The sequence below is a fragment of the Cyclonatronum sp. genome (genome assembly GCF_022565315.1).
Lineage (GTDB): Bacteria > Bacteroidota > Rhodothermia > Balneolales > Cyclonatronaceae > Cyclonatronum.
In genome coordinates, this window is sequence record NZ_JAIUMX010000021.1 from 18632 (window position 1) to 40934 (window position 22303).

Genomic DNA, 22303 nt, shown 5'->3' on the forward strand with positions numbered 1-22303 from the left:
ATTGATTTCAGCCTTTGATTATCCCGGAAGGAGTAACCCGCGGACTGCCCGGCTGATTTGATTCGATTCGCCCGTACAACTCCCCCGTTTTTGTTCTTGCATTCACAGCACAGTTTCAGGATTATAGGAGGCTTCTTACCAAATTTTTTGATGCGTCCGCTGCCTGACCGGTTTGGGATGCCTTCACCCGAAAACCTACCATGAGAATTTTACACACGGCCGACTGGCACCTCGGCAAGCGGCTGGATCGCTTTGAGCGGCTCGATGAACAGCGGCAGGTGATGCAGGAAATCTGCGACATCGCCGAAGCGCAGAAGGCCGATTTGGTGCTGATTGCCGGCGATTTGTTCGATACCTTCAACCCGCCAACGCAGGCGACCGAGCTGTTTTACAAGACGCTGAAACGGCTTTCAGCCGACGGCCGCCGGGCTGTGGTGGCCATCGCGGGCAATCACGACTCCGCCGACCGCATCGCCGCGCCTGATCCGCTTGCGCGGGAGTGCGGCATACTGCTGGCCGGCTACCCCGACAGCGTGATTCCGGTTTTTGAGCTGGGCAGCGGGCTGCGCATCCTCAAAAGCGAACCCGGATTTGCGGAGCTTGCCTTGCCCGGGGTTCAGGCGCCGGTGCGCATCCTCCTCGCACCCTACGCGAACGAGCAGCGCCTCAGGACCTTTCTCGGGCTCGAGGCGCCGGAGCAAAACCTGCGCGATCAGCTCGCAGCCCGCTGGAAGGCGCTGGCCGACACGCACTGCGACGAGGTTGGGGTAAATCTGCTGGTTGCGCATCTTTTTTTTACGCCGGCAAGCGGTGAAAAACTGGAAGAGCCCGAGGATGAGAAGCCGGTGCTGCACGTGGGCGGGGCGCAGCAGCTGTACGCCGATGCCATCCCGCCGCAGGTTCAGTACACCGCTTTGGGGCACCTGCACCGCTATATCGAAATCCGGAAGGGCGAGCGGCCGGTGGTGTACAGCAGCAGTCCGCTGAGCTACAGCTTCAGCGAGGCCGAGCAGCAAAAGTATGTGGTGATGATCGATGCCGAACCCGGCCGGCCGGTGCGCACGGCGCGCATCCCCCTGCAATGCGGGCGCCCGCTGAAGCGCCTCCGGGCGACGGGCATGGACGAGGCGCTGCACGTGCTTCGCGAGAACGCGCAGGCGCTGGTGGAGCTGAGCCTCACAACCGAGACTTACCTCAACGCCGCCGAGACGCGGCAGCTGCACGATGCGCACGAGGGCATCGTGGCCATCATCCCGAATGTGCGGCAGCAGGATGCGGCCCCGGAGGAGGAGGCCGGCCTGATCGACCTGCAGCGCCCGATGGAGGAGCTGTTCGCCGACTACTTCCGGAGCAAAAACGCAAACCTTGATCCGGGGGAAGGCCTCATGGCGCTCTTCCGCGAAATCCGGTCGGGTGCGGCCGAAAGGGAGGGCGGCCAATGATTCCCCAAAAACTCACGATTGAAGGCCTGTACTCGTATCAGGCCGCCCAAACCATTGATTTTACGCGCCTGATCGAATCGCAGCTGTTCGGCATATTCGGCACGGTAGGCTCGGGGAAGTCCTCGATTCTCGAGGCCATCGCCTTCGCGATTTACGGGCAAACCGAGCGCCTCAATCAGGCCGACGGGCGCAACTACAACATGATGAACCTCAAATCGAACCGGCTGCTCATCGATTTTGAGTGCATCAATGCGAAGCTGGAACACTGGCGCTTTGTGGTGGAAGGGAAGCGGAATTCCCGGCAGTTTGAGAAGGTGAACACCTTCAGCCGCCGCATCCTGAAGCAGGAAGAAGGCGGGAGATGGACCCCGGTTGAGGACGCCAATCCGGATGACATCATCGGGCTGAGCTACGACAACTTCCGGCGGACCATCATCATCCCGCAGGGGAAATTTCAGGAGTTCCTGCAGCTTGGCGCAACCGACCGCACCCGCATGCTGAAAGAAATTTTTGATCTGGACCGCTTCGAGTTCAGCATGCAAACGGGCGCCCTCATCAATCGCGAAAAAGAACGAAGCGAAAACCTGCGGGGTCAGCTGAAGCAGCACGAAGGGCTGGACGAAGCCTCCATCACCCTGCAAAAAGAAAAACTTGCCGCACTTGAGGAGGCCGTTCAGACGTCGGATCAAACGCTGGGGAGGCTCAGGAAGGAAGAAAGCCGGCTCGCGCTCATTCAGCAGAAAGCCGAGATGCGGGAAGAGCTGGCGCGGAAGTTGGCCGAAATGGAGGCGCGCGGCGCGGAAATCGAAGATGCTGAAACGCAGCTCAAAGCCTACGAAGCTTGTGTGCGGATTTTTGCTGAGCCGGTGCGTACGGCGGAGCGGCTGCGCGCCGAGCGGGACGGGCTGCAGGCGAGCTTTGATGCGCTGAGCGCTGAGCAGCGCAAAGTAGCAGGTGAGCTGGGTGCCGCGGTTCAGGCACTGGATGAAATCCGGCCGGAGTGCGAAAAGCGGGATCTGCGGCAGCGGGAGGCTGATGACCTCAGCGGCATGCTGCGAATCAGGGACGAAATGGAAAGTCTCGACGGGCTGAAAGAGAAGGTGGGCGCGAAAAAGAAACAGACACAGGAACTGGCAGCAAAAGCTGAAGCGGCGAAAGGAGCTTTGGATGCGCTTCAGGCAAAGCTGCGCGAAATGGAGGAAACGGCGCCTGACATGGCCAAGCTGGCCGAAATCAGGAACTGGTATGTGCTGCGGCACGGGCATAAGATTCAGCTGGATAAAGCAACAGATGAGGCGAAAGCGGCTCAGGCGGAGCTTGAAAAATGCCGGGAATCCTTCAGGCGCGGCTGTGAGAAAATGGAGGTGAGTCTGGGAATTAAGGCTCAAGCCGATGCCGGAACAGCAGAGCTCATCGCGCTGCTGATGCAGGAAGAGGGGCAGACCGGCCGGGACCGCGTGCAGGCTGCGCAGCGGTGTGAGCAGCTGGCGGTTCAGGTAAAGCTGGAAGATTTCGCCGGCGCGCTGGAAGAGGGTAGGGCGTGTCCGCTGTGCGGGGCGACCCATCATCCCGAGCCGCTGCACGGCAAAAGTGCGGCGCAGCTGAAGCATGCCCGGGACGTCCTCAAAAAGCTGGACGAGCGCCTGGAGGAAATCAGGAAATTCACGCGCGGCTTTGACAAGCTCGGGGGGCAGCTCGAAACGGCTAAAACGCAGCTCGACAAGCTGCAAACAAAAGTCCGGGACGCGCAGGGCGTACTTACGGAGCATCTTTCGGCTTTTGTCTGGAGCGGATTTGACCCGGAGGACCGGGCTCAGCTCGACGCCGCATTCAGGGCTGCTGAGGCGCATCAGGCGGGCTACAGACAAGGGCGGGCCAAGCGGGATGCGGATGAGAAAACCCTCAGAGGGCTTCAGGAAGAGCTGGAAACGCTGAAAGCCGACACGCAAAAACTTCAGGAGCAGGCCGGAAAATTTGAGGCAAACATCGAAGCGGAAATCCGGCAGCTGAAGGTGCTTCAGTGGCCGGATTATGGCCTGGTGCCATCCCCCGAAATCAAAAAACAGCGCGATCAGATTCTGGAAAAACGCAGCAATACGGTCGAAGCTTTTGATAAACTGGAAACCGCGGTGCGTAAATTCGAAAACCGTCAGGGTGAAATAAAGGGCAGCCTCGAAGTGGTAAAGCGCGATTTGGGGGCGAGGTCAGCGGAGTGCAAGGCAGCGGAAAAAACGCTTCAAAAGCTGATTTCGGACAGCGAATATGCCGGTCTTGCTGCCGTGAAGCAGGTGCTTGACCTCCGGCTCGATGCGGAAAAGCTGCGCGGGGAAATCTTGGCATTCAGAGAAAGGCGCAGCAGCATCAGGGCCAAACTTAGCGAGCTCGAAGCCGAAACCGGCGGTCAGGAGTTTGATGCCGAAGCCTTCGAAGCACTAAGGCAGCAGCTGAAGGAGGAGGAAGCGGCGCACCAAAATGCCGTTAAAGAGCTGGGAGCGGCCCAAAAAGAGCTGGTGAGGCTGGAAAAGAATTTGGGGGAGAAACGTGAACTGGAGCAGCAGCTGGCGCAGTCGGAGCACCGCCTCGGCGACCTGGATACGCTGCGAAAGCTGTTCGCCCGAAGCGGCTTTGTGGAGTACATCTCGACGGTGTACCTGCGGCAGCTGTGCGAGGTTGCCAACCGGCGCTTCTACAAGCTCAGCCGGCAGCAGCTGCGGCTGGAGCTCTCGGCCGACAACAAATTCGAGGTGCGGGATTTCCTCAACGAAGGGCGGCTGCGCAGCGTGAAGACGCTCTCCGGCGGGCAGACCTTTCAGGCCTCGCTTTGCCTCGCGCTGGCGCTTGCCGAAAGCGTGCAGAGCCGCAGCAAAAGCCGGCAGAACTTTTTCTTTCTGGATGAAGGCTTTGGTTCACTCGACCGGGAATCGCTGCAAACGGTATTTGCCACGCTCAAGTCGCTGCGGGAGGAGAGCCGGGTTGTGGGCATCATTTCGCACGTGGAAGAGCTGCAGCAGGAGATCGATGTTTTTCTCAAAATCGGAAACGATGCACAGCGGGGCAGCAGGGTTTACCCAAGCTGGCAGGGGCTCCCGGGTTAGGGCAGGCAGCGGGGCGGGGTAAGGAATCATCATCACACAAAACACAAAAAGCACAAAATTATGGAAAAGCTTTTTCTGGAGAACATCCGCACAATTCTGGTGCGCGATTTGGGGAAACTCATTGCTGAGGTGCAGGCCTATGAACATGAAGCTGACCTTTGGGAGCTTCGCGGAGATATCAGCAATAGTCCCGGCACGCTGTGCCTGCATGTGGCGGGGAACCTGAACCACTTTGTCGGGGCCTGGCTGGGTGATACGGGCTATGTGCGCGAACGGGAGCGGGAGTTTACGGAGAGGGGCGTAAGCCGGCAGGAAATCATAGCCCGCCTCGTGCAGACCCGCAGCATGGTGGATGAAGTGCTGCGCCGCCTGCCTGCCGAAAAGGCCGCCGCGCCCTACCCCGAAGACAAATTCCCGGACAACCCCGACACGGCATTTCTGCTGATTCACCTCACCGGCCATCTCACCTACCATCTCGGTCAGGTGAACTACCACAGGCGTATTGGGAGGAATTGAGCCTTTTTTGGTCTGAGCGTTTATTTGAGGGGTTTTTATAATCGAATTTCACGGTACGTGTTCTGTTTATACCGTGAAAATCGGTTATATTGTGTGCGATTTTCACGGTGTTATAATCAGGTTTACCGTGAAAAGTGATTATGTTAAGTACGATTTTCACGCTATAAATGAGAGGTTGTTTTAAGAAGTGAACCTTCTAAATTATTCCTAAAACCAACACATGAGTATAACCTTATATCCGCGCACAAAGCAGGCTAAACTGGAAGAGTTGATTATTGATTATCCGGTGGTAGCAATTGTGGGGGCTCGCCAGGTTGGCAAAACAACTATGGCGCGACAAATTGCTGCAAGAAGGCAATCCAAACCCCTCTGGCTTGATATGGAATCACCGAGGGATGTTTCTAAGCTTCAGGAAGCAGAGTTATACTTTGCGAATCATACGGATAAGTTGGTCATTTTAGACGAAATTCAGCATAAACCTGAGCTTTTTGAGGCGATTAGAAATAGCGCAGATAAAGTTCAGCGAAACGGACGCTTTCTTATTCTGGGGTCAATTTCTATGGAGTTAATTAGGCGCGCATCTGAAATTCTGTCAGGGCGGATTAGTTTTGTAGAGCTTCATACGTTTACTTTGGATGAAGTCGGAGGGCAGGAAGCTCAAAATAAACTTTGGTTTAGAGGTGGGTTTCCAAGGGCTTTTTTAGCAAGAAATGATGAAATTGCTATGCAGTGGCATCGTCATTTTATTTACACATACGTACAACGTTTTCAAAACTTTCAGGCCCTGAATACTGATTACACCAAACTTCGTGAATTTCTGCTTTTACTCGCCCAACAGCAGGGCACACATCTTAATCAGGAAACGCTCGGGCGCTCACTTGGGGTGAGCCGGAGTACGGTAAACCGGTACCTGCATTATCTGGAGCATGCCTACATCATCCGTCTGCTCAGGCCGTGGTCAACCAACGTAGGGAAACGTATGGTGAAAGCGCCCAAGGTTTATGTGCGCGATTCCGGCTACTTTCACTCGCTGCTTGATATCGATTCTTTCGATGATTTGCAGCTAAACATAGCTGTTGGCGGTTCGTGGGAGGGCTTCGTAGTTGAGCAGACTATGGCCGTGATGCCGCCTGCCTGCAAGCTGTATTTTTCGCGCACGCATCACGGGGCGGAGGCCGATATGGTTCTTGTGCGCCGCGGTAAGCCTGTAGCCTGTGCGGATGCAAAGCGGAGTCAGGCGCCAAAACTTGAGAAAGGCTTCCTCAATGTGATTGAGGATAACGATACCCCGCAGAATTTCATGATTATTCCGGCTGACGAAGACTACCCCGTACACCGGAGTGTGCAGGTTACCGGTTTGCAGAAATGGCTGGATTTTGTGAAGACGCAGATCTGAGTTAGGGCCGGAAGCCCATCACCCTAAAAAGCAAAAGTCTGCATGGGAGCAGACTTTTGCTGTTGCTTATAAATTCAAATCCGGAGTCCTGTTCCATCAGTCCCCCCCTTAAATCCGTTCGCGGGTCATGAGTTTGCCGAGCTGTGGCGGGCGGAAGCTTTTGATTTTTTCGAGCAGGGCTGCCGGCTCGGTGTCGTGCACGAAAATGTGCCGGTGCGCTTCGCGGATGAAGCCGTTTTCGAGCATGGTTTGGGCAAGGGCAAGCAGCGGGTCGTAAAAGCCGCCGGTGTTGAGCAGGCCGATCGGTTTCTGATGGAGGCCGAGCTGCGCCCAGGTGAGCATCTCGAAGAGCTCTTCCATAGTGCCGAAGCCGCCGGGCAGGGCGAGGATGGCATCGGCTTTTTCGTACATCATCAGCTTGCGCTCGTGCATGGTTTCGACCATAATGAGCTCGGTGAGGCCGTGATGTGCAACTTCCCGCTGCTCGAGGAAGTGCGGGAGGATGCCCGTAACCCTGCCGCCGGCCTGCAGTGCGCCGTCGGCTACGGCGCCCATCACCCCGACTTTTGCGCCGCCGTAGATAATGCCCATGCCAAGCCCGGCAATCAGCCGCCCGGTTTCTGCTGCTTTTTCGCAATAAACGGGCTGCGTGCCGGCTGATGAGCCGCAATACACGGCAACGGTTGAAATAATACTCATGAGAAAAATGGTTTTGATTGAGGTGAGAGGGCTGCAAAATACTGTAATGGGGAATGCAGCGAAACTGCTAAATTTGGGTGATTTGTTTCATACTAAGCTGCTTTTTTATAGCTTACTCAAAATTATAAAACTGTTCACAAACCGGATTACTGCATGATTTGGGGAGATTATCCGCTGGAAATCGACGAAGTGAAATCACTTAGTCTCGATGATGTGCTGAACGTGCATCTCAGGCGGAATGAATCAGAAATATGGCTTGCTTTTGACAGAAACCGGGAGCCGCAACTTTCTATTAATGATGAAGATGACGGTGAAGATGCCGGCAGTGAGCAATCGGCCGAAAAGGTTTTTGACAACACCGATTATGATGTTCATACGGTTGAGGAGCATAAGTGGACGAGATGGCGGCTGCGTTCAAAGAAGCCCGTGCTGAATGTTGCCCCGGCTTTTCCGAACCTCCCGTTTGTGGTACATCCCGAACACAATTACCAGCTTGCGCCGGGTGCCGAAACCCGCCTTTTTATGCGGATTCCTGTTGCGGTTGCCATATCAGACCAAAGCGACAACAACCTGAAGCTTACCGAAATCAACTCGGTTGAAATGGTGAAAACCTGGTTCGGTACATTTGAAAGCGGTGAGGTGTGCTACTGGGTGAAAACCGTTGCGTCACTAAAAGTTCGCCCGGAAATGGTTCGGGCACACCGCTGTTACTGCCCTGTGCTTATCAAAAATGAATCTGAGGATTTCCTGCACATCGATAAAATCTGCCTGCGGGTCGAGCGGCTTTCAATTTTTGAGCAGGACGGCATGCTGTGGTCTGATCAGATGACCGTAGTGCACAAAGGCGGAGACAGCTTAAGCGATCTTTCCGTCGAAGGCAAACCTCCGGCGGAGGCAGCAGGGGCAAAATTGCTGGCACGGCCGCGAAACCCGGCTCGTAAGGGTTTTGCTTTGCGCACCTTCAGAGCGCTGAACCCGATGCCCATGCTCAATGCCTTTTGAGATCATGAAAACTTCTTTGTGCTCATTCAACGCTATTATTTATGGAATTTTGGAATTACACCCTTGATATAGAAGTACTTGTACGGTCTTCATTGCTCATCTTTCTCGGCATCCCGATACTGGGACTGTTCCGGAAATGGATTCGCAATTTCGTTACCGAGAAATACAGCCCGCACTATGCGATGCTGTTTTCCAAGATTTTTTTCTACATCGGCTTTACCATGATCATGATTCTGGTGCTGCATGAGTTTGGCTTCAGCCTGGGGCCTTTACTCGGTGCGGCGGGTATTTTGGGAATCGGGATTTCATTTGCCTCACAGACGAGCCTCTCCAATATCATCAGCGGTTTTTTTCTGATTGGTGAGAAGCCGTTTCAGGTAGGGGATATTGTTAAGGTGAATGACATTGTGGGAGCCGTGATGAGCATCGATACGCTGTCCGTCAAAATCCGGGTTTTTGACAACCATCTGGTGCGCATCCCCAATGAAACCATGCTGAAATCGCCGGTTACTAATTTTACGCGTTTCCCGATCCGGCGGGCTTCCATCAAAGTATCGGTGGCTTACAAGGAGAATCTTGATCGGGTAAAGAAACTGCTGACCCAGATTGCCGATGAAAACCCTTTTGTGTTGCAGGAACCCGCACATGCGATTCACTTTGATTCATTCAACAGCTCATCGGTAGATCTGGTGCTGAGGATTTGGGCTCAGAAGGAAGACTTTATTAGCATGACGACATCCATTAACATGGAAATTAAGAAACGGTTTGACGAAGAAGGTATCGAAATTCCCTTCCCGCATGTTACGGTTTACACCGGCGATGTCACCAAACCTTTCCCGATTTCTATGCAGGCTGAAGCTCTGGCTCCCGCCGGCTCTGAAACCCTGCCGTCAAAATCCTGAAAGGAGGATCTGCTCATGTTCACTTATGTTGTAACCATCCACATTCAAAAAGATGCAGAAGCGCGCTGGGTAGCGTGGATGAAGGAAGAGCACATCCCCGAAGTGCTCAAAACCGGCCTTTTTTACGACTGCCGCATGTGCCGCTCCGAAGCGGAGCAGCAGCCGGGCTGCACGACCTACCGGATGTTCTACGCGCTGAAAAGCCGTGCCGCCTTTGACACCTACGAAAAAGACTTTGCCCCGGCGCTTCGGCAGCATGCTTCAGAAGCCGGTTTTAGCGGACTCTTCACCGCTGAGCGGGATTTGCTCGAAACCCTTCACACTTTTACATAGTGAAGAGTTTCCGGTGCGCCTGTCAGCGACAAAGCTGAAACTTACAACTCACATCAACTCATAAAAAAAGCTCCCGCCTCGAAGTGAAGCGGGAGCTTTTTTTGATACGGTTTCCGGACAAAACCCGGATGCTGTTGTTTTATTTCACCAGCATCATTTTGCGGGTTTGTACGAAGTTTCCGGCACGCAGGCGGTAGATGTAAATACCGCTTGAGAGGTTCGCGGCGTCGAAGGTAGCGCCGTGATTGCCGGCATTTTGCAGCTCGTTGATGAGCACTGCAACCCGCTGACCCTGAACATTAAACACCTCGAGCGTTACCTGCGCAGCTTCGGGCAGGGCGTATTCAATCCTTGTTGTAGGGTTGAAGGGGTTCGGGTAGTTCTGGTTGAGGATAAACTCAGTTGGCATTTCCGTTTCCGGCTCGGTAGAAACATCGGTGAGCACGGTGAGGAACAGGTTTACGGTGCGCTGCGGCTTGGCAGGATCGTTGCTGTTCACGAGCATGGTTGCGGTGTAGTCGCCCGCTGGTACGTTACCGCGGAAGCGTACCGTAATTTCACGGGTAACGCCCGGCTCAACGCTGCCGGTACGTACCGGGAAGAGAATCCAGATCGGGAAGCTTTGGGTTTCGCCCCGAAGCTCGACCGGAACAGCGGTGTAGCCGTCTTCTGCCGGCGCATCGCCAATCGGGCGGTTGGTTGTTTCTACGAAGTCTATTTCGTAGCTCAGCAGGCTGCCTCCGGCATTCCGGATGGTCATAGGTACGCCAACGAGTCCGCCGGGAGCTACTTCAGCCAGTAGCTGTGCGCGGTTCAGGCGAATATCAGGCGCTCCGGCGGCGCTGCCGTTCAGCGCGATTTCGAAGCTGTGGCTGGCCGGGTCGTCGGTTTCAATTACGAGCAGGCTTTCGAGGGTTTCGGTTTGGGTCGGGTCGTAGGTGACCGTGAGCACTGCGCTGCCAAGGGGCGGAACGGTCATCTCTTCGTTGAAACTAAACCCGATTCCGGGGTTATCGGAGCTCACAGAAGTAAATACCAGCGGTGCCCGGCCTGTATTGGTGAATTCAATATCGAGGCTTTGCGGCCAGTTGAGGTAAACCAGGCCGAAATCGAGAGCATCAGCATCGGCTGCTACCTGTGGTGTGCCGCCAACGGCTTCAATGCTGACCGGTATGCGAACCAGCGTATTGCTGAAGTCATTGTTGAGAATCACGATCTCGGTTGAGTAGGTGCCGTTTACGAGAAGGTCTCCGTCGATGGTTAAGGAAACTTCCTGACTGCTGCCGGGCGCGATTGTTGCCGCAGCCGGAGCCGGGCTTACCCACTCAGGCAGTGCTTTTCCGATATGAACGGCCTTAAAGCTTTGCGCAAAAGGTGTACGGAAAGCAATCTGAAGGGCATCCTGATTGTTGCGGGGCTGAATGCCAACGGTAGCACGGTCGGTAACCCCGCTCATGTTCAGATACTGGAACGTGATTGAACCGGAGGCTGAAAGGATTGCCTGGAAAGTATAGCTGCCCGCAACCGTTCCGGATCCCTCGCTAAGGTTGTTCCACTGAATGATGAAGCGGTCGCCGGCCTCGTCGTGATAGGTCAGAATCTGACCATCTTCACCGAGTGACATGTCATACCAGAACGGGATGATAAGGTCGTTAGGAAAGGTACCGTTACCGGGGATGGGGTTGTTGGTGGGAAGACCGTTGCCCGGAACGGTATTGAAAGTTGCAAAGCCGTTCACGGCAATATTGATGTTGTCTTTCAGCTGTCCGTAAAACGGAAATGCAAACGGGAGGGCTGTGTTGGTGAAGCCGTTATCGGGGTTGGCGATTTCCAGTGGGGTGCCGATATCGGCAATATCGGCCCAGCTGAACGTGAGGCCGTTGAGCTCTTCATCATCAAACCAGAAATACCCGAAATTGTCCGGCCCGCCGGCACCTGTGAGAACCGGGTTGCCGGTTTCATAGCCTTCAGCATTGGTCACAAGGCGGAATGAAGGGTCAAGCGCGTTTACCGGGTTTCCGGCAAGTGCAGCGGTTTCCTCAAGCTCAAGAGTCGGGATTACATACCGCAGCTGACCGCTGCCTGTGTTTGATATGGTGAAGGTGAAGGTCTCGGTAGTTTCTACCTGTACTTCGCCGCTGATACTTTCTGCGGAAACAGCGATGGATGCGGGCTGTTCCGTAGTAGTGCTTACCACGTTGCTGAGGTCTGATGCATTGTTGAACGGATCGAGGGCGCGTACGGCAAAATAGTAGGTCGTGCCGGGGTTCAGGTTACGTACCAGAAAGCTTTCACTTGTACCTGAATCGGACGGGCGCTGAACGCCTTCAATCTGATCTGCTTCTTCAAAGTTGCCTTCGCTGATGGGGCTTGTACTTACGCGCACATCATACGAAAAAGCACGGCCTTCGCTGCCGCTTGCACCGGTTGCGGTCCATTCGAGCTTCACCAGGCTTGCGTCGGTAAAGGCAACGCTTAGGTCTGTGATAGGTGACGGGGCGATGCCGTCATCAACCAGAACGGCCTCTCCGGCATTAAGACGGCCCCCGGAGATCGAGATATTGGTATAGGCAGGAAGCTGATCTACAGATTCCATCAGCCTTTCCTTAATGAACTGATAATCGGCATTCGGGTTTGCTGAGAGAATCAGACCGGCTGCGCCCGCAACGTGAGGCGATGCCATGGAAGTGCCCGAGAGGTTGCCGTAACCGTTGTTAAGCACCGTTGAGCGAATGCCTGTGCCCGGTGCAAACATGTGGACGGTTTCCAGACCGAAACAGGACCCACCAGCACGCAGATCATTGATGGTTGAGTTACCGATGGACATCACGTTATCGAAGAAACGTCCCAGATTAGCAGGCCACACGTCCAAGATGTCATTGTTGTTGGCTGAGTTGCCGGCAGAAGTGATGTAAAGGTGCCCGGCGTCCTGAGCGGCCTGCATCATGGCAACGTATGCCGGCGGAGGGTTGGGGTTTTCGGTAGGATCTGATCCGTAGCTGTTGTTGGAAATCATGGCACCGTTTGCAATTGCGAAAGCAACGCCCTGGGTTATTGCAGACTGCGGACAGCCGCTGGTTCCGCAAACACGAACGGCCATAATTTTAGCATCCCACATTACACCAACTACGCCAATACCGTTGTTCCCGACAGCTGCAACCGTTCCGGCAACGTGCGTGCCGTGCCCGTTAAAGTCCATCGGGTTGTTTACATTACCGCCGGCAAAATTGGCTCCGAAGTTGCCGTTTTCATCCTGCCACATATTGGCCGCGAGATCGGGGTGGTTGTAGTCAACACCGGAATCAAGCACGGCAATAATTACTTCCGGGTTACCGGTTTCAAGCGCCCATGCCTGTGGTGCCGAAATGCGGTCCATCCCCCAAAGTGTACTGTAGAGCGGATCATTGGGGATGATGCCATCATTGGCCGGCACGGTTTCACCCTGATTGTTTCGGATGGTGCCTCCGGAATCCAGCGATTCGATTTCGAAATCGGGCAGGTGGTAGATGATATCGGGCTGAATCCACTCGATAGCGCTGTGGCCCGAAAATTCAGCAACAACGTCTTCGACTGAGCGGCCCCGGAGCTGCCATACTTCGGCGCCAATAAACGGGAGCGAAAATTCGACTTCAGCGTTCATTTGCGTGCGAAGCATTTCGGCCTGCTCTTCAACATTCATCAGGCCGGAAGCCATTTTTACGATTACGCGGTTTTCAACGAATTCGATTTCACCGAAACCCTGCACATTGGCGTGAACCGTACGCACTTCATCGGTGAATTCATCAGCAAAAGCATCGGTTGACCAAAAGCCGGCCCAAACCAATGCGAGTAACAGTAGTAGTTTAAAGCGGGGGGTATTCTTCATTGTATCGGTTTTTGACAGATTAGATTTAAGATAGATTGTTAAAGTAGTTCTGTGGGGTTGATGTGTGAGGAGGGCTTTAGCTGCAATTTAATTTCATGCAGAATCAGACCGTATTCAAAAAGCTGTTCCCTGATAAAGCGGCTGCCCATAAAATTGTGTTGGCGTGTTCCGGAAAGAAAAAAGCTTTCAGCCGGACTTGTACGTACAAAGCGGGCGATAGATTTGGCTGAGCCAGCCTGAGCTGGTTTTGGAAAAGTTCATGCGTTAGATAGAAATACTACAGGTAAGCAACTCAGGAATAGTTCTTTTGGAGGCTAAAAAAATAAGATAGTTTATTTAGCTAAATAATTAAACCCACTTAGAATAAAACCATACCCTTACGCCACAGCCTGCATTCATCGGAGTATAAGGTAGCGCTTTCTTTACGGAGGCAGCCTGAAAGCTAATCTCAAAAATTATACTTAAATTAGATTTTGTCTTAATTAACCCTAAAGCTAAATCAAAATGATGCGCATTGTACTTCCCGCTCTGTTTTCCCTGATGCTGATCGCAGCTGCCTGCAGCGCAGATAATCACGCTGAAAGCACCGCTGATGCCGAACAGACCGTTTTTGGAGCCGCTTTTACTCCGGCCTCATATTTTACAGTTGATGAACTCTTCCCGCTTATTACAGCTCAGGAAAGTGAGCCTGTACAGGTTAAGGGTGAAGTGATTCAGGTTTGCCAAACCAAAGGATGCTGGCTAACCCTTCAGACCTCTGACGAGAAATCCGTTCGCGTTACCTTCAAGGATTATGAGTTTTTCGTACCAATGGATATTGCAGGGCGTGAAGTAATGATGGAAGGAATTACATGGATGGAGGAAACATCCGTAGATCATCAGCGGCATTACCTTGAAGATGCGAACGCTTCTGCAGAGGAAATTTCAGCAATCACTGAGCCGAAAATCAGCTATTATTTTGAGGCTGCCGGCGTTGTGCTGTTATGATGAACCGCTGTTTTCTCAGTTTTTTTTGCCTTAGCCTTTTTGCAGCTGCACTTCTGTTTTCCTGCACCTCCGGGTTGCAGGAAAATCAGACCCTTTCGCAGCTGATGCGGGAGCGTACCAATCAGATGCAGCTAATTAAATCTGCCGTAGAAGCGGGTACCCCGATAGCTGCCGAAAACACTGTTTTTACGCCTTTTGCCAAAGGTGACCCATCCCGTGACGCCCTGCGCGAGCCGGGTGTGCAGGGGCAGTTGCAAGCCTTCGATTCTTTTTATGTCCGTTTCCTCGATGCGCCAACGCCCGAAAATTACAACATCGTGGTTCAGACCTGCATCAGCTGTCATGAGCGAATGTGCCCGGGGCCGCTTCGTCTGGTTCGCAGCCTTGCCCTCGAAGAAATTCCCGAGCCTGGTTTTCAGCTGCTTAACCGCTAATTCATTTTTATGACTGCTTTCGGGGAGTTCACCGCATGAAGTTTGTTTCGTCCATTTTAATGGCTTTTATGCAGGAAAAAGAAGCCAAGTCAAACATATCTGGTTTGATCAAGTTCTTGGTTTTCCTAAGCTTAGTTATTATTTTGTATAGTGTGCTTTTTCATGTGCTAATGATTCGGGAAGGGCAGGAGCACAGTTGGGTTTCGGGTTTTTACTGGACGCTAACGGTCATGTCAACGCTGGGTTTTGGGGACATCACATTTGAAACTGATATTGGCCGCACCTTCTCGATTATTGTGCTGCTTTCGGGTGTGATTTTACTGCTGGTGATGCTGCCTTTCACCTTTATCCAATTTTTTTATGCGCCCTGGCTCGAAGCCTACAATAAGGTTAAAACACCGACCGAGCTACATCCCAGCATTAAAAACCACGTTATCGTAACTAATTTCGATTCTGTTGCCCGGTCTTTAATTGAGAAGCTTAATCATTTCAACCATCCTTATTTCATTCTGGTACCCGAATTTCAGCGGGCGCTTGATCTTTATAACGAAGGCTACAAAGTTGTAGTAGGTCAGCTTGATGACCCCGAAACCTACCGGAAAATTCAGGTTCAGAACGCAGCTATGGTTGTGGCAACCTGCAACGATATGCTGAACACCAACATCGCTTTTACGGTGCGGGAAATAACGGATAAGGTCCGGATTATCAGTCTTGCGAGCTTTGAAGATTCTGTGGATATCCTCAAACTTGCCGGCAGCAATACGGTTGTACAGCTTGCCCGTATGCTTGGGCAGTCGCTGGCGCGCCGTACGCTTGGCGGAAGTGCACGCGTACATGTAATTGGCAGGTTAGATCAGCTTGTAATTGGTGAGGCCCCCGCCATTGATACGCCGCTTGTAGGTAAATCACTCGCGGAGTCAAAGCTCAGGCAAATGACCGGCGTAAGCGTTATTGGCGTATGGGAGCGCGGTAAGTTTGAACCCGCTCTGCCAAACACGGTGATTAACAGGCATACAGTACTTGTACTGGCCGGTAAAGTTGATCAGCTGCGCAGTTACGATGAGCTTTTCGGTATTTATCATTCAGAGGACCATCCTGTTATTATTATAGGAGGAGGCCGCGTTGGGCTTGCAACAGCCAGGTCGCTGGAAGACCGCCGAATGGATTACGTAATTGTAGAAAGAGATCCGGCGCGGATTATTGACCCTTCAAAGTTTGTTAAGGGGGATGCTGCTGATCTTGCAACACTCAAAAAAGCCGGAATCGATACGGCTCACACCGTAATTATTACAACCAATCTGGATGAGATGAATATCTACCTCACCCTGTACTGCCGTAAACTCCGGCCCGATATTCAGATTACAGCCCGTGCTACCGACGACCGCAACGTGAACAGCCTGCACCGCGCCGGGGCCGATTTCGTAATGTCGTACGCCACTATGGGCGCTAACATCATTTATAATGCCCTCGATTCTTCTGAAATAATTACTCTTGCAGAAGGCCTCGATATATTCAGACTTCCCGTTCCTAAAAAACTGATCGGCGTTACGCTCATGGAATCTGACATCCGGCAGACTACCGGCTGCAGCGTAATTGCAATTAACCACAACGATGAAATGATCGTGAACCCCAATCCCGAAATGGAAATCCCCAAAGATGCTGAACTGGTAATTATCGGTGATAAATCTTCAGAGGCTAAATTTATGGAGTACATTCGGGAATGAGCGTAAAATTGCCCCTCAAAACCTATATCGGTGCATTCACATTTGCAGCACCCGAAGTCGATTCTGGTCAGTTTAAGCTGATTGTGCAGGAAAAGAGCCTGAACCGCGCGGAAAAGGTGTTTCGGAAAAAAATCAAATTATGGCTAAAAACGCAGCCAACGCTGCATCCCTGCAAGGTTTTTATTCAGGATGTTATCGAAATTGACGGCCATCCCGAATTTGACCCCGTGATATTCTTTCTTCGCAAAGACAGTCGCAGTGAAACCAACCATCATGTTTTTTTCTCTCCTTTACCACTTCGGGAGCCGCACGCAACAAGCTGGGCAATGAGCATGCCCGAAGATCAGGAGCTGTTTCTGGAATCAGAGGAGCCCTGAAACAAGGCCGAAAACGGGCAGTAAGTCCGGATTTAGCTGAATATTTCGTATATTCGTATTCGATTTTAAAACCACCCCGTGCTGCAGCTCAGCCAGGCGCAGGGCCCTAAACAGTGCAGATTCAGCCGGCTTTATGAGCATCCCGATTTATACATCTCAGCAGGATGAAAGCCGAAGGCCTGAGCCCTGAGCCCCGAGTGCAGCCCCACCATCCAAACCGTTAAACCATGCCAAAACTAACCATTGAAGACATCGGCCTCGCAGGCAAAAAAGTTGTGATGCGGGTCGATTTCAACGTTCCCCTCAAAGGGGGCGTCATCACTGATGACAACCGAATCGTACAGGCGCTGCCCACCATTACATACGCCCTCGAAAAAGGCGCGACCGTTATTCTGCTCAGCCATCTTGGGCGCCCCAAGGGCGAGCCCAACCCCGATTTCAGCCTGAAGCCCGTAGCTGAGTATCTGGAAAAAGCACTTCCCGGAAATGTTTACTTTGGTGAAGATTGTGTGGGTGAAGCAGCCGAAACCGCAATTGCGAAAGCCAAAGCCGGCGATGTTGTACTGCTCGAAAACGTGCGTTTCCACGCCGGAGAGACCAAAAATGACGCGGAACTGTCCCAAAAGTTTGCCGCCCTTGGCGATGTTTTTGTGAATGATGCTTTCGGAAGCAGCCACCGCGCGCACTGCTCGGTTGCCGGCATCACCGAACACCTGCAGCCTGCCGCAGCCGGCTATCTCCTTCAGAAAGAAATTCAGTTCCTCAGCGACAGCGTGAACAGTCCGGAGCGCCCCTTTGTGGCAGTGCTGGGCGGGGCCAAAGTGTCTGACAAAATCGGCGTAATCCGCAATCTGCTACCAAAAGTGAACACCATAATCATCGGCGGTGGCATGGCCTACACCTTCATGAAAGCCAAAGGCCTGCCCATTGGCAAGTCGCTGCTTGAAGCCGACAAGGTTGAGCTCGCCGGCGAGCTGCTCAAAGAAGCAGAAGAGCAGGGCGTGAAGCTGATGTTGCCGGTCGATTCGGTAGTCTCTCAGGAATTCAGCAACGAAGCAGCCTTCAAAACGGTAGCCGAAGACGGTATCGAAGACGACTGGATGGCCCTCGATATTGGTGCTGAAACTACGAAACTGTACAGCGACGAAGTGCGCGCCGCAAAAACAGTGATCTGGAACGGGCCGATGGGCGTTTTTGAAATGGCCAACTTCAGCAAAGGCACCTTTGCCCTGGCACAGGCCATGGCCGACGCAACAGCCGGCGGCGCCATCACCATTATCGGCGGCGGCGATTCTGCTTCAGCAATTAAGAAAGCCGGCCTTGCCGATAAGGTGAGCCATGTTTCAACCGGCGGCGGTGCCTCTCTCGAATACCTCGAAGGCAAAGATCTGCCCGGTATTTCCAGCCTTACTGACAAGTAGCAGCTAACAAGCTTTAGAGAAAAAAAGGCCTGCGGCAGAATAAAGTCGCGGGCCTTTTGCTTTTTCCGGAAGCCTGCCTGCCTTAAGCCTGCGGGGGATGTTCCTTAATCCAGAACATCATTTCTTTTTCTGATGCGGTATTTTCGTCCAAATCCTGCCAGGAGAACTGAGTCCGCATATCAGGCTGCATACGGTAACCCATCATCTCCCAAAATGAATGCAGGTTCCGGTAGCCTGCTGGTTTACGGGCATGGTCGTCGGGCCTCTGAACGCCGCAAAAGGCCGTTATTCGGTAACCAAGAGTGAGTGCATGCTTCTCACGTTCTTCAAAAAACTTTTTGCCGATCCCAAGTCCCCGGTATTGTTTCAGCAGTACCGATTCCCCGAAATAAAAAACACACTCAGGATCGATTCCTTTTTGAATAAATGGTGCCTTAACTTCATCCGTTTCCAGTTTTAGGGGCATCCCGGATGAAGCCCCGACTACTTTGTTTGAATCAGTTGCGAGCACAAACAGGCTTTCATCACTATTGAGGTAGGTTTTCAGGTACGCACGCTCATACTCGTCAGAGCCGTCGTAGAGGTACGGAAACTCATGAAAAACGGTAATTCGAAGCCACGCAAGGGCCGGGATAAATTGTGCGATTTGTTCGCCGCGCACAACGCGGATTTGAATTTCAGGATTTTTAGACTGAGGCATACTGGGTTTATTAGCAAGTGATAGTGCACAGGGAAGGCCGGAAAAGCAAGCCTTGCTTAAAATTAGGTGTTCGCCGTCAGAAATCCACTCATCCTTGCAGGAATAGTTCAGAAGCCTGGTAAAATGTACAAATCTTTTGAAGGATTTGGGGATTAAGGCTTATATTCAATTATAAATGAAAATCACAAAAAATGCATTCAGACGCATCAGCAAAGCAAACATGAATCCGTAAAGTGCCGGATTCCTTCGCCATCAGGAGCTGCCGTTTTTAATTCAGGTACCATTATTTTCTGCAGATCTGTAGTGAAAAGATCCCCGGCAAGGGCCGCTGTTTTGTTCAACTGATTTTCAGCGATTGCACAATTCATCAAACACTAATAAAACCAACGTAGTATAGAATGGCAACCAACAGAACCCTGACGATCCTCAAACCGGACTGTGTCCGTAAAAATCTTGTTGGCGAAGTGATCGCCCACATTCAAAAAGCCGGCTTCAAAATTGTAGCCATGAAATTAACACGCCTCACACCTGATACCGCCGGCGGGTTTTATGAAGTTCACAAAGAGCGTCCGTTTTACGGCGAATTGTGCGCATTCATGAGCTCAGGCCCCTGCGTGCCCATCATTCTTGAGAAAGAAAATGCGGTTGCTGATTTCAGAACCCTGATCGGGGCAACTGACCCGGCCGAAGCCGCTGAAGGCACCATTCGTAAACTCTATGCCGACAGCAAAGGCGAAAATATCGTGCACGGTTCTGACTCTGATGAGAACGCCGCCATCGAATCAGCTTACTTTTTTGCTAAATCTGAAGAAGTCGCCAACCTTGCATAATAGCGGGCATCTTTTTCAGTTATGAATAAAAAAAATGTTCCCGGTTTCCGCTTCTGTAGCTTGCTTTTACTTTCAGTATTGTTTTGGTGTACTGTTAGTTGTGCGGACCGGGAACATCATTTTATACACCAAACAGCCGCGCAGCATTCCGCCCCTGAAATAAAGTTAGGGGCTCAGCAGCTTCTCTCCCAATATCTTGACGAGCTGCGCGACCGGCGGATCGGCCTGCTGGCCAACCCCGCTTCACGTATCGGCTCTGCCCACCTGCTCGATACCCTGCTCACCCGTCAGGTTCCCGTAACAGCCCTTTTTGCGGCTGAACATGGCTTCCGCGGTGATGTGCCCGCCGGCGAAGAAATCAAAGACGGTACCGATGTGCTCACCGGCCTGCCGGTTTTCTCCCTCTACGGGCAAACCCGCCGCCCCACGCCGGAAATGCTGGCCGAAATCGACCTGCTCATTTTCGACCTGCAGGATGCCGGCGTGCGCTTCTACACTTATATTTCAACCCTCGGGCTTGTTCTCGAAGCCGCCGCCGCGCACGATGTCGAAGTTTGGGTGCTCGACCGCCCTAATCCGCTGGGGGGCACCTACGTTTCCGGCTGGATGCTGGAACCCGAATTCCGCTCCTTCGTCGGGGCTTTCCCCATCCCCATTGTACACGGCATGACCATAGGCGAACTCGCCCTCATGATGATTGGCGAAGGCTGGCTGAACACCGAAACCGAACCCCGCCTGCGCGTTATCCCGATGGAAAACTGGCAGCGCGAACAAAACTGGATCGAAACCGGCCTCACCTGGATTCCGCCTTCCCCGAATCTGCCGCATTTTACCAACGCCCTCGTTTATCCCGGCACCTGCTTTTTCGAAGGCAGCACTATGTCAGAAGGCCGCGGCACCCGCGATCCGTTTATGATGGTCGGCTCGCCCGGCCTCGAATTTCCCGAAGAGGCCCGGCTCAGCCTTATGCAGCGTTACCCCGTATCGCTCGAACCGGTGACTTTCACCCCCGTTGATATCCCCGGCATGGCGACAAACCCAAAACATCGCGGCACGGAAGTCAGCGGTATTCGCCTGAGCCCGCTCACGCTCGATGCCGGTTCACTCCGCCCCCTCGAACTCGGCCTTGAGCTCTTCCGCGAAATGCTGCACCACGCTCCGGACGCCCGCACCAACCGCTTCCTCTACAACCTTGCAGGCACGCAGCGCATCAGGGAATTTCTCGAAAGCGATGCCCCGCCGGAAACCTTCTGGCAAGCAGAAGTCGAAGTTTTCACCAAAAAAAGGAAGCCCTATCTGCTGTATTAAGGGGCGGTGAGCAGGGTGATGTTTACTTTGCCCTGTCCAAAAACGCTCAGCAGAAGCCGCCTCTCAAACGCTCTTCTTCCGGTTCCTAACATAATCTTCAAGCACAAAACCTCCGAGGCTGTTCAGGCCTGAAAAATAGGCCCGACCCTTGTTGGCCTCGGTCATTTCCCGCACGAAGTTCTGCAGATAAGGGTCCTGCGCAATCATGAACGTGGTGATCGTGATTTTTTCCTTGCGGCACTGTGTCGCTTCGTTGAGCACTTTATTCACGATTTTGCGGTCAAGGCCAAAGCTGTTTTTGTAGAGCTTTCCGTTTTCGTACATGGCAGAGGGCTTGCCGTCCGTAATCATGAAAATTTGCTTATTTGCGTGCTTTTTGCGCTGCAGCAGGTGCCGGGCGAGTTCGAGGCCCGCAAGGGTGTTGGTGTGATACGGCCCTACACTCAGGTAGGGAAGCTCATCTATCGATACCTTCCACACATCGTTGCCGAAGGCGATGATTTCGAGACTGTCTTTGGCGTAGCGGCTCAGGATAAGCTCTGCGAGGGCCATCGCCACTTTTTTTGCGGGAGTGATGCGGTCCTCGCCGTACAAAATCATGGAGTGGCTCAGGTCAATCATTAGAACGGTAGCCATGCTGGTGTTGTGGTCGGTTTCGTACACGCGCAGGTCGTCTTCCGTAAGGCTGAACTGATCGATCGGGCTGTTGCGAAGGGCATTGAGCAGGGTGCCGGTGCTGTCGAACTGATGGGCGTCGTCGCCAAACTGCCAGGCCCGCGTCTCCGGTTCGCGCTCCAGCCCCTTGCCCTGATGCGCGGTTTTGTGCTGACCGGCCCCGTCTTTGCGCAGGTTTCTGAAAACCTCTTCCAAAGCCCTCGTACGCAGACTGCGCTCCATTTTCCGGGTAATGACCACCTCAACCGCTTCCGCGTCATACTTGATGTAGCCGCGCTCCTCCAGCTCTTTGATGAAATCGGCCATCCCGTAATTTTCGTACTGCTCCGTGAGCTTGTACTCCTTGTCGAGATCGGTGAGCCACTTCAGGGCCTGACCCACATCTCCGCTGCTGATGTAGAGCAGCTGCTGAAAGATTTCGTTGAGCCGTTCGAAAGCCGGTTTTGAACCGGATTGATCGAAACGGGGGGCCCATTTTTGATAAAGGAAACGCATACACGCAGTTTGTTAAAGAATGACAGAGTTACACCGTAACAGCCCCACCGCCTGAATCATTCTGCAAACACACCGGCACATTGAACCCTGCAATGGCCAACG

General features: G+C 52.9%; 18 protein-coding genes. 14 read left to right on the forward strand and 4 right to left on the reverse strand.

Annotated elements, in window-relative coordinates:
• Window positions 1–200 precede the first annotated feature (200 nt).
• The 4 genes from sbcD to LAT75_RS05605 all read left to right on the forward strand — a co-directional run bounded on the left by sbcD (window position 201) and on the right by LAT75_RS05605 (window position 6449).
• Window positions 201–1442: an exonuclease subunit SbcD gene (gene sbcD / locus LAT75_RS05590; protein WP_291481648.1), complete on the forward strand. Its 1242-nt coding sequence runs from the start codon at window positions 201–203 to the stop codon at window positions 1440–1442.
• Window positions 1439–4537, forward strand: a complete 3099-nt coding sequence (locus LAT75_RS05595; protein ID WP_291481649.1) for an SMC family ATPase — start codon at window positions 1439–1441, stop codon at window positions 4535–4537. The genes sbcD and LAT75_RS05595 overlap by 4 nt, the downstream gene beginning before the upstream one ends.
• Before the next feature lie 60 nt (window positions 4538–4597).
• Window positions 4598–5053 carry a DinB family protein gene (locus tag LAT75_RS05600; RefSeq protein ID WP_291481650.1) on the forward strand — a complete coding sequence of 152 codons (456 nt, stop codon included), beginning with the start codon at window positions 4598–4600 and terminating at the stop codon, window positions 5051–5053.
• 220 nt (window positions 5054–5273) lie between these two features.
• Window positions 5274–6449 (forward strand): ATP-binding protein, encoded by a 1176-nt coding sequence (locus LAT75_RS05605; RefSeq protein WP_291481651.1) that lies wholly within the window; start codon window positions 5274–5276, stop codon window positions 6447–6449.
• Between the two features lie 108 nt (window positions 6450–6557).
• On the opposite strand, the gene LAT75_RS05610 is transcribed toward LAT75_RS05605, so the two are convergent.
• Window positions 6558–7148 carry a TIGR00730 family Rossman fold protein gene (locus LAT75_RS05610; protein WP_291481652.1) on the reverse strand — a complete coding sequence of 197 codons (591 nt, stop codon included), beginning with the start codon at window positions 7146–7148 and terminating at the stop codon, window positions 6558–6560.
• Window positions 7149–7301: 153 nt separating this feature from the next.
• On the opposite strand from LAT75_RS05610, the gene LAT75_RS05615 reads away from it, so the two are divergent.
• Genes LAT75_RS05615 through LAT75_RS05625 form a run of 3 tightly spaced genes read left to right on the forward strand, consistent with a single transcriptional unit; the run spans window position 7302 to window position 9385 of the window.
• On the forward strand, window positions 7302–8150 hold the full coding sequence (locus LAT75_RS05615) for a DUF432 domain-containing protein (RefSeq protein ID WP_291481653.1): 849 nt from the start codon (window positions 7302–7304) through the stop codon (window positions 8148–8150).
• Window positions 8151–8191: 41 nt separating this feature from the next.
• Window positions 8192–9052, forward strand: a complete 861-nt coding sequence (locus LAT75_RS05620; protein WP_291481654.1) for a mechanosensitive ion channel family protein — start codon at window positions 8192–8194, stop codon at window positions 9050–9052.
• Window positions 9053–9067: 15 nt separating this feature from the next.
• Entirely contained in the window at window positions 9068–9385 is a 318-nt protein-coding gene (locus LAT75_RS05625) for a DUF4286 family protein (protein ID WP_291481655.1), read from the forward strand.
• A gap of 139 nt (window positions 9386–9524) precedes the next feature.
• On the opposite strand, the gene LAT75_RS05630 is transcribed toward LAT75_RS05625, so the two are convergent.
• Complete coding sequence (locus LAT75_RS05630; RefSeq protein WP_291481656.1) at window positions 9525–13250, reverse strand: S8 family serine peptidase; 3726 nt, start codon at window positions 13248–13250, stop codon at window positions 9525–9527.
• A 504-nt stretch (window positions 13251–13754) separates the two neighbouring features.
• Between LAT75_RS05630 and LAT75_RS05635 the strand changes: the two genes are divergently transcribed.
• The 5 genes from LAT75_RS05635 to LAT75_RS05655 all read left to right on the forward strand — a co-directional run bounded on the left by LAT75_RS05635 (window position 13755) and on the right by LAT75_RS05655 (window position 18193).
• Entirely contained in the window at window positions 13755–14237 is a 483-nt protein-coding gene (locus tag LAT75_RS05635; RefSeq protein ID WP_291481657.1) for a DUF4920 domain-containing protein, read from the forward strand.
• Window positions 14234–14671, forward strand: coding sequence for a hypothetical protein (locus tag LAT75_RS05640; protein ID WP_291481658.1), 438 nt, complete (start codon window positions 14234–14236; stop codon window positions 14669–14671). Before LAT75_RS05635 ends, LAT75_RS05640 begins: the two co-directional genes overlap by 4 nt.
• Before the next feature lie 68 nt (window positions 14672–14739).
• Window positions 14740–16395, forward strand: coding sequence for an NAD-binding protein (locus LAT75_RS05645; RefSeq protein WP_291481665.1), 1656 nt, complete (start codon window positions 14740–14742; stop codon window positions 16393–16395).
• Window positions 16392–16772 carry a hypothetical protein gene (locus LAT75_RS05650; RefSeq protein ID WP_291481659.1) on the forward strand — a complete coding sequence of 127 codons (381 nt, stop codon included), beginning with the start codon at window positions 16392–16394 and terminating at the stop codon, window positions 16770–16772. The genes LAT75_RS05645 and LAT75_RS05650 overlap by 4 nt, the downstream gene beginning before the upstream one ends.
• Before the next feature lie 227 nt (window positions 16773–16999).
• Window positions 17000–18193, forward strand: a complete 1194-nt coding sequence (locus LAT75_RS05655) for a phosphoglycerate kinase (protein WP_291481660.1) — start codon at window positions 17000–17002, stop codon at window positions 18191–18193.
• An 82-nt stretch (window positions 18194–18275) separates the two neighbouring features.
• On the opposite strand, the gene LAT75_RS05660 is transcribed toward LAT75_RS05655, so the two are convergent.
• On the reverse strand, window positions 18276–18893 hold the full coding sequence (locus LAT75_RS05660) for a GNAT family N-acetyltransferase (protein ID WP_291481661.1): 618 nt from the start codon (window positions 18891–18893) through the stop codon (window positions 18276–18278).
• 398 nt (window positions 18894–19291) lie between these two features.
• Between LAT75_RS05660 and LAT75_RS05665 the strand changes: the two genes are divergently transcribed.
• The gene (locus tag LAT75_RS05665; RefSeq protein WP_291481662.1) at window positions 19292–19723 is read left to right on the forward strand and encodes a nucleoside-diphosphate kinase; all 432 of its coding nucleotides are present in this window, start codon (window positions 19292–19294) and stop codon (window positions 19721–19723) included.
• Between the two features lie 78 nt (window positions 19724–19801).
• Window positions 19802–21031: a DUF1343 domain-containing protein gene (locus tag LAT75_RS05670; RefSeq protein WP_291481663.1), complete on the forward strand. Its 1230-nt coding sequence runs from the start codon at window positions 19802–19804 to the stop codon at window positions 21029–21031.
• Between the two features lie 63 nt (window positions 21032–21094).
• Here the strand turns inward: LAT75_RS05670 and LAT75_RS05675 are convergent, their stop codons facing one another.
• Entirely contained in the window at window positions 21095–22201 is a 1107-nt protein-coding gene (locus LAT75_RS05675; RefSeq protein WP_291481664.1) for a VWA domain-containing protein, read from the reverse strand.
• Window positions 22202–22303: the final 102 nt, after the last annotated feature.

Bases quoted from the DNA above. Each gene is read 5' to 3' on its own strand.
- LAT75_RS05675 (WP_291481664.1), bottom strand. From the start codon at position 22,201: ATGCGTTTCCTTTATCAAAAATGGGCCCCCCGTTTCGATCAATCCGGT.
- LAT75_RS05645 (WP_291481665.1), top strand. From the start codon at position 14,740: ATGCAGGAAAAAGAAGCCAAGTCAAACATATCTGGTTTGATCAAGTTC.
- LAT75_RS05635 (WP_291481657.1), top strand. From the start codon at position 13,755: ATGATGCGCATTGTACTTCCCGCTCTGTTTTCCCTGATGCTGATCGCA.
- LAT75_RS05630 (WP_291481656.1), bottom strand. From the start codon at position 13,250: ATGAAGAATACCCCCCGCTTTAAACTACTACTGTTACTCGCATTGGTT.
- LAT75_RS05650 (WP_291481659.1), top strand. From the start codon at position 16,392: ATGAGCGTAAAATTGCCCCTCAAAACCTATATCGGTGCATTCACATTT.
- sbcD (WP_291481648.1), top strand. From the start codon at position 201: ATGAGAATTTTACACACGGCCGACTGGCACCTCGGCAAGCGGCTGGAT.
- LAT75_RS05660 (WP_291481661.1), bottom strand. From the start codon at position 18,893: ATGCCTCAGTCTAAAAATCCTGAAATTCAAATCCGCGTTGTGCGCGGC.
- LAT75_RS05655 (WP_291481660.1), top strand. From the start codon at position 17,000: ATGCCAAAACTAACCATTGAAGACATCGGCCTCGCAGGCAAAAAAGTT.
- LAT75_RS05665 (WP_291481662.1), top strand. From the start codon at position 19,292: ATGGCAACCAACAGAACCCTGACGATCCTCAAACCGGACTGTGTCCGT.
- LAT75_RS05620 (WP_291481654.1), top strand. From the start codon at position 8,192: ATGGAATTTTGGAATTACACCCTTGATATAGAAGTACTTGTACGGTCT.
- LAT75_RS05600 (WP_291481650.1), top strand. From the start codon at position 4,598: ATGGAAAAGCTTTTTCTGGAGAACATCCGCACAATTCTGGTGCGCGAT.
- LAT75_RS05615 (WP_291481653.1), top strand. From the start codon at position 7,302: ATGATTTGGGGAGATTATCCGCTGGAAATCGACGAAGTGAAATCACTT.
- LAT75_RS05605 (WP_291481651.1), top strand. From the start codon at position 5,274: ATGAGTATAACCTTATATCCGCGCACAAAGCAGGCTAAACTGGAAGAG.
- LAT75_RS05595 (WP_291481649.1), top strand. From the start codon at position 1,439: ATGATTCCCCAAAAACTCACGATTGAAGGCCTGTACTCGTATCAGGCC.
- LAT75_RS05610 (WP_291481652.1), bottom strand. From the start codon at position 7,148: ATGAGTATTATTTCAACCGTTGCCGTGTATTGCGGCTCATCAGCCGGC.
- LAT75_RS05625 (WP_291481655.1), top strand. From the start codon at position 9,068: ATGTTCACTTATGTTGTAACCATCCACATTCAAAAAGATGCAGAAGCG.
- LAT75_RS05640 (WP_291481658.1), top strand. From the start codon at position 14,234: ATGATGAACCGCTGTTTTCTCAGTTTTTTTTGCCTTAGCCTTTTTGCA.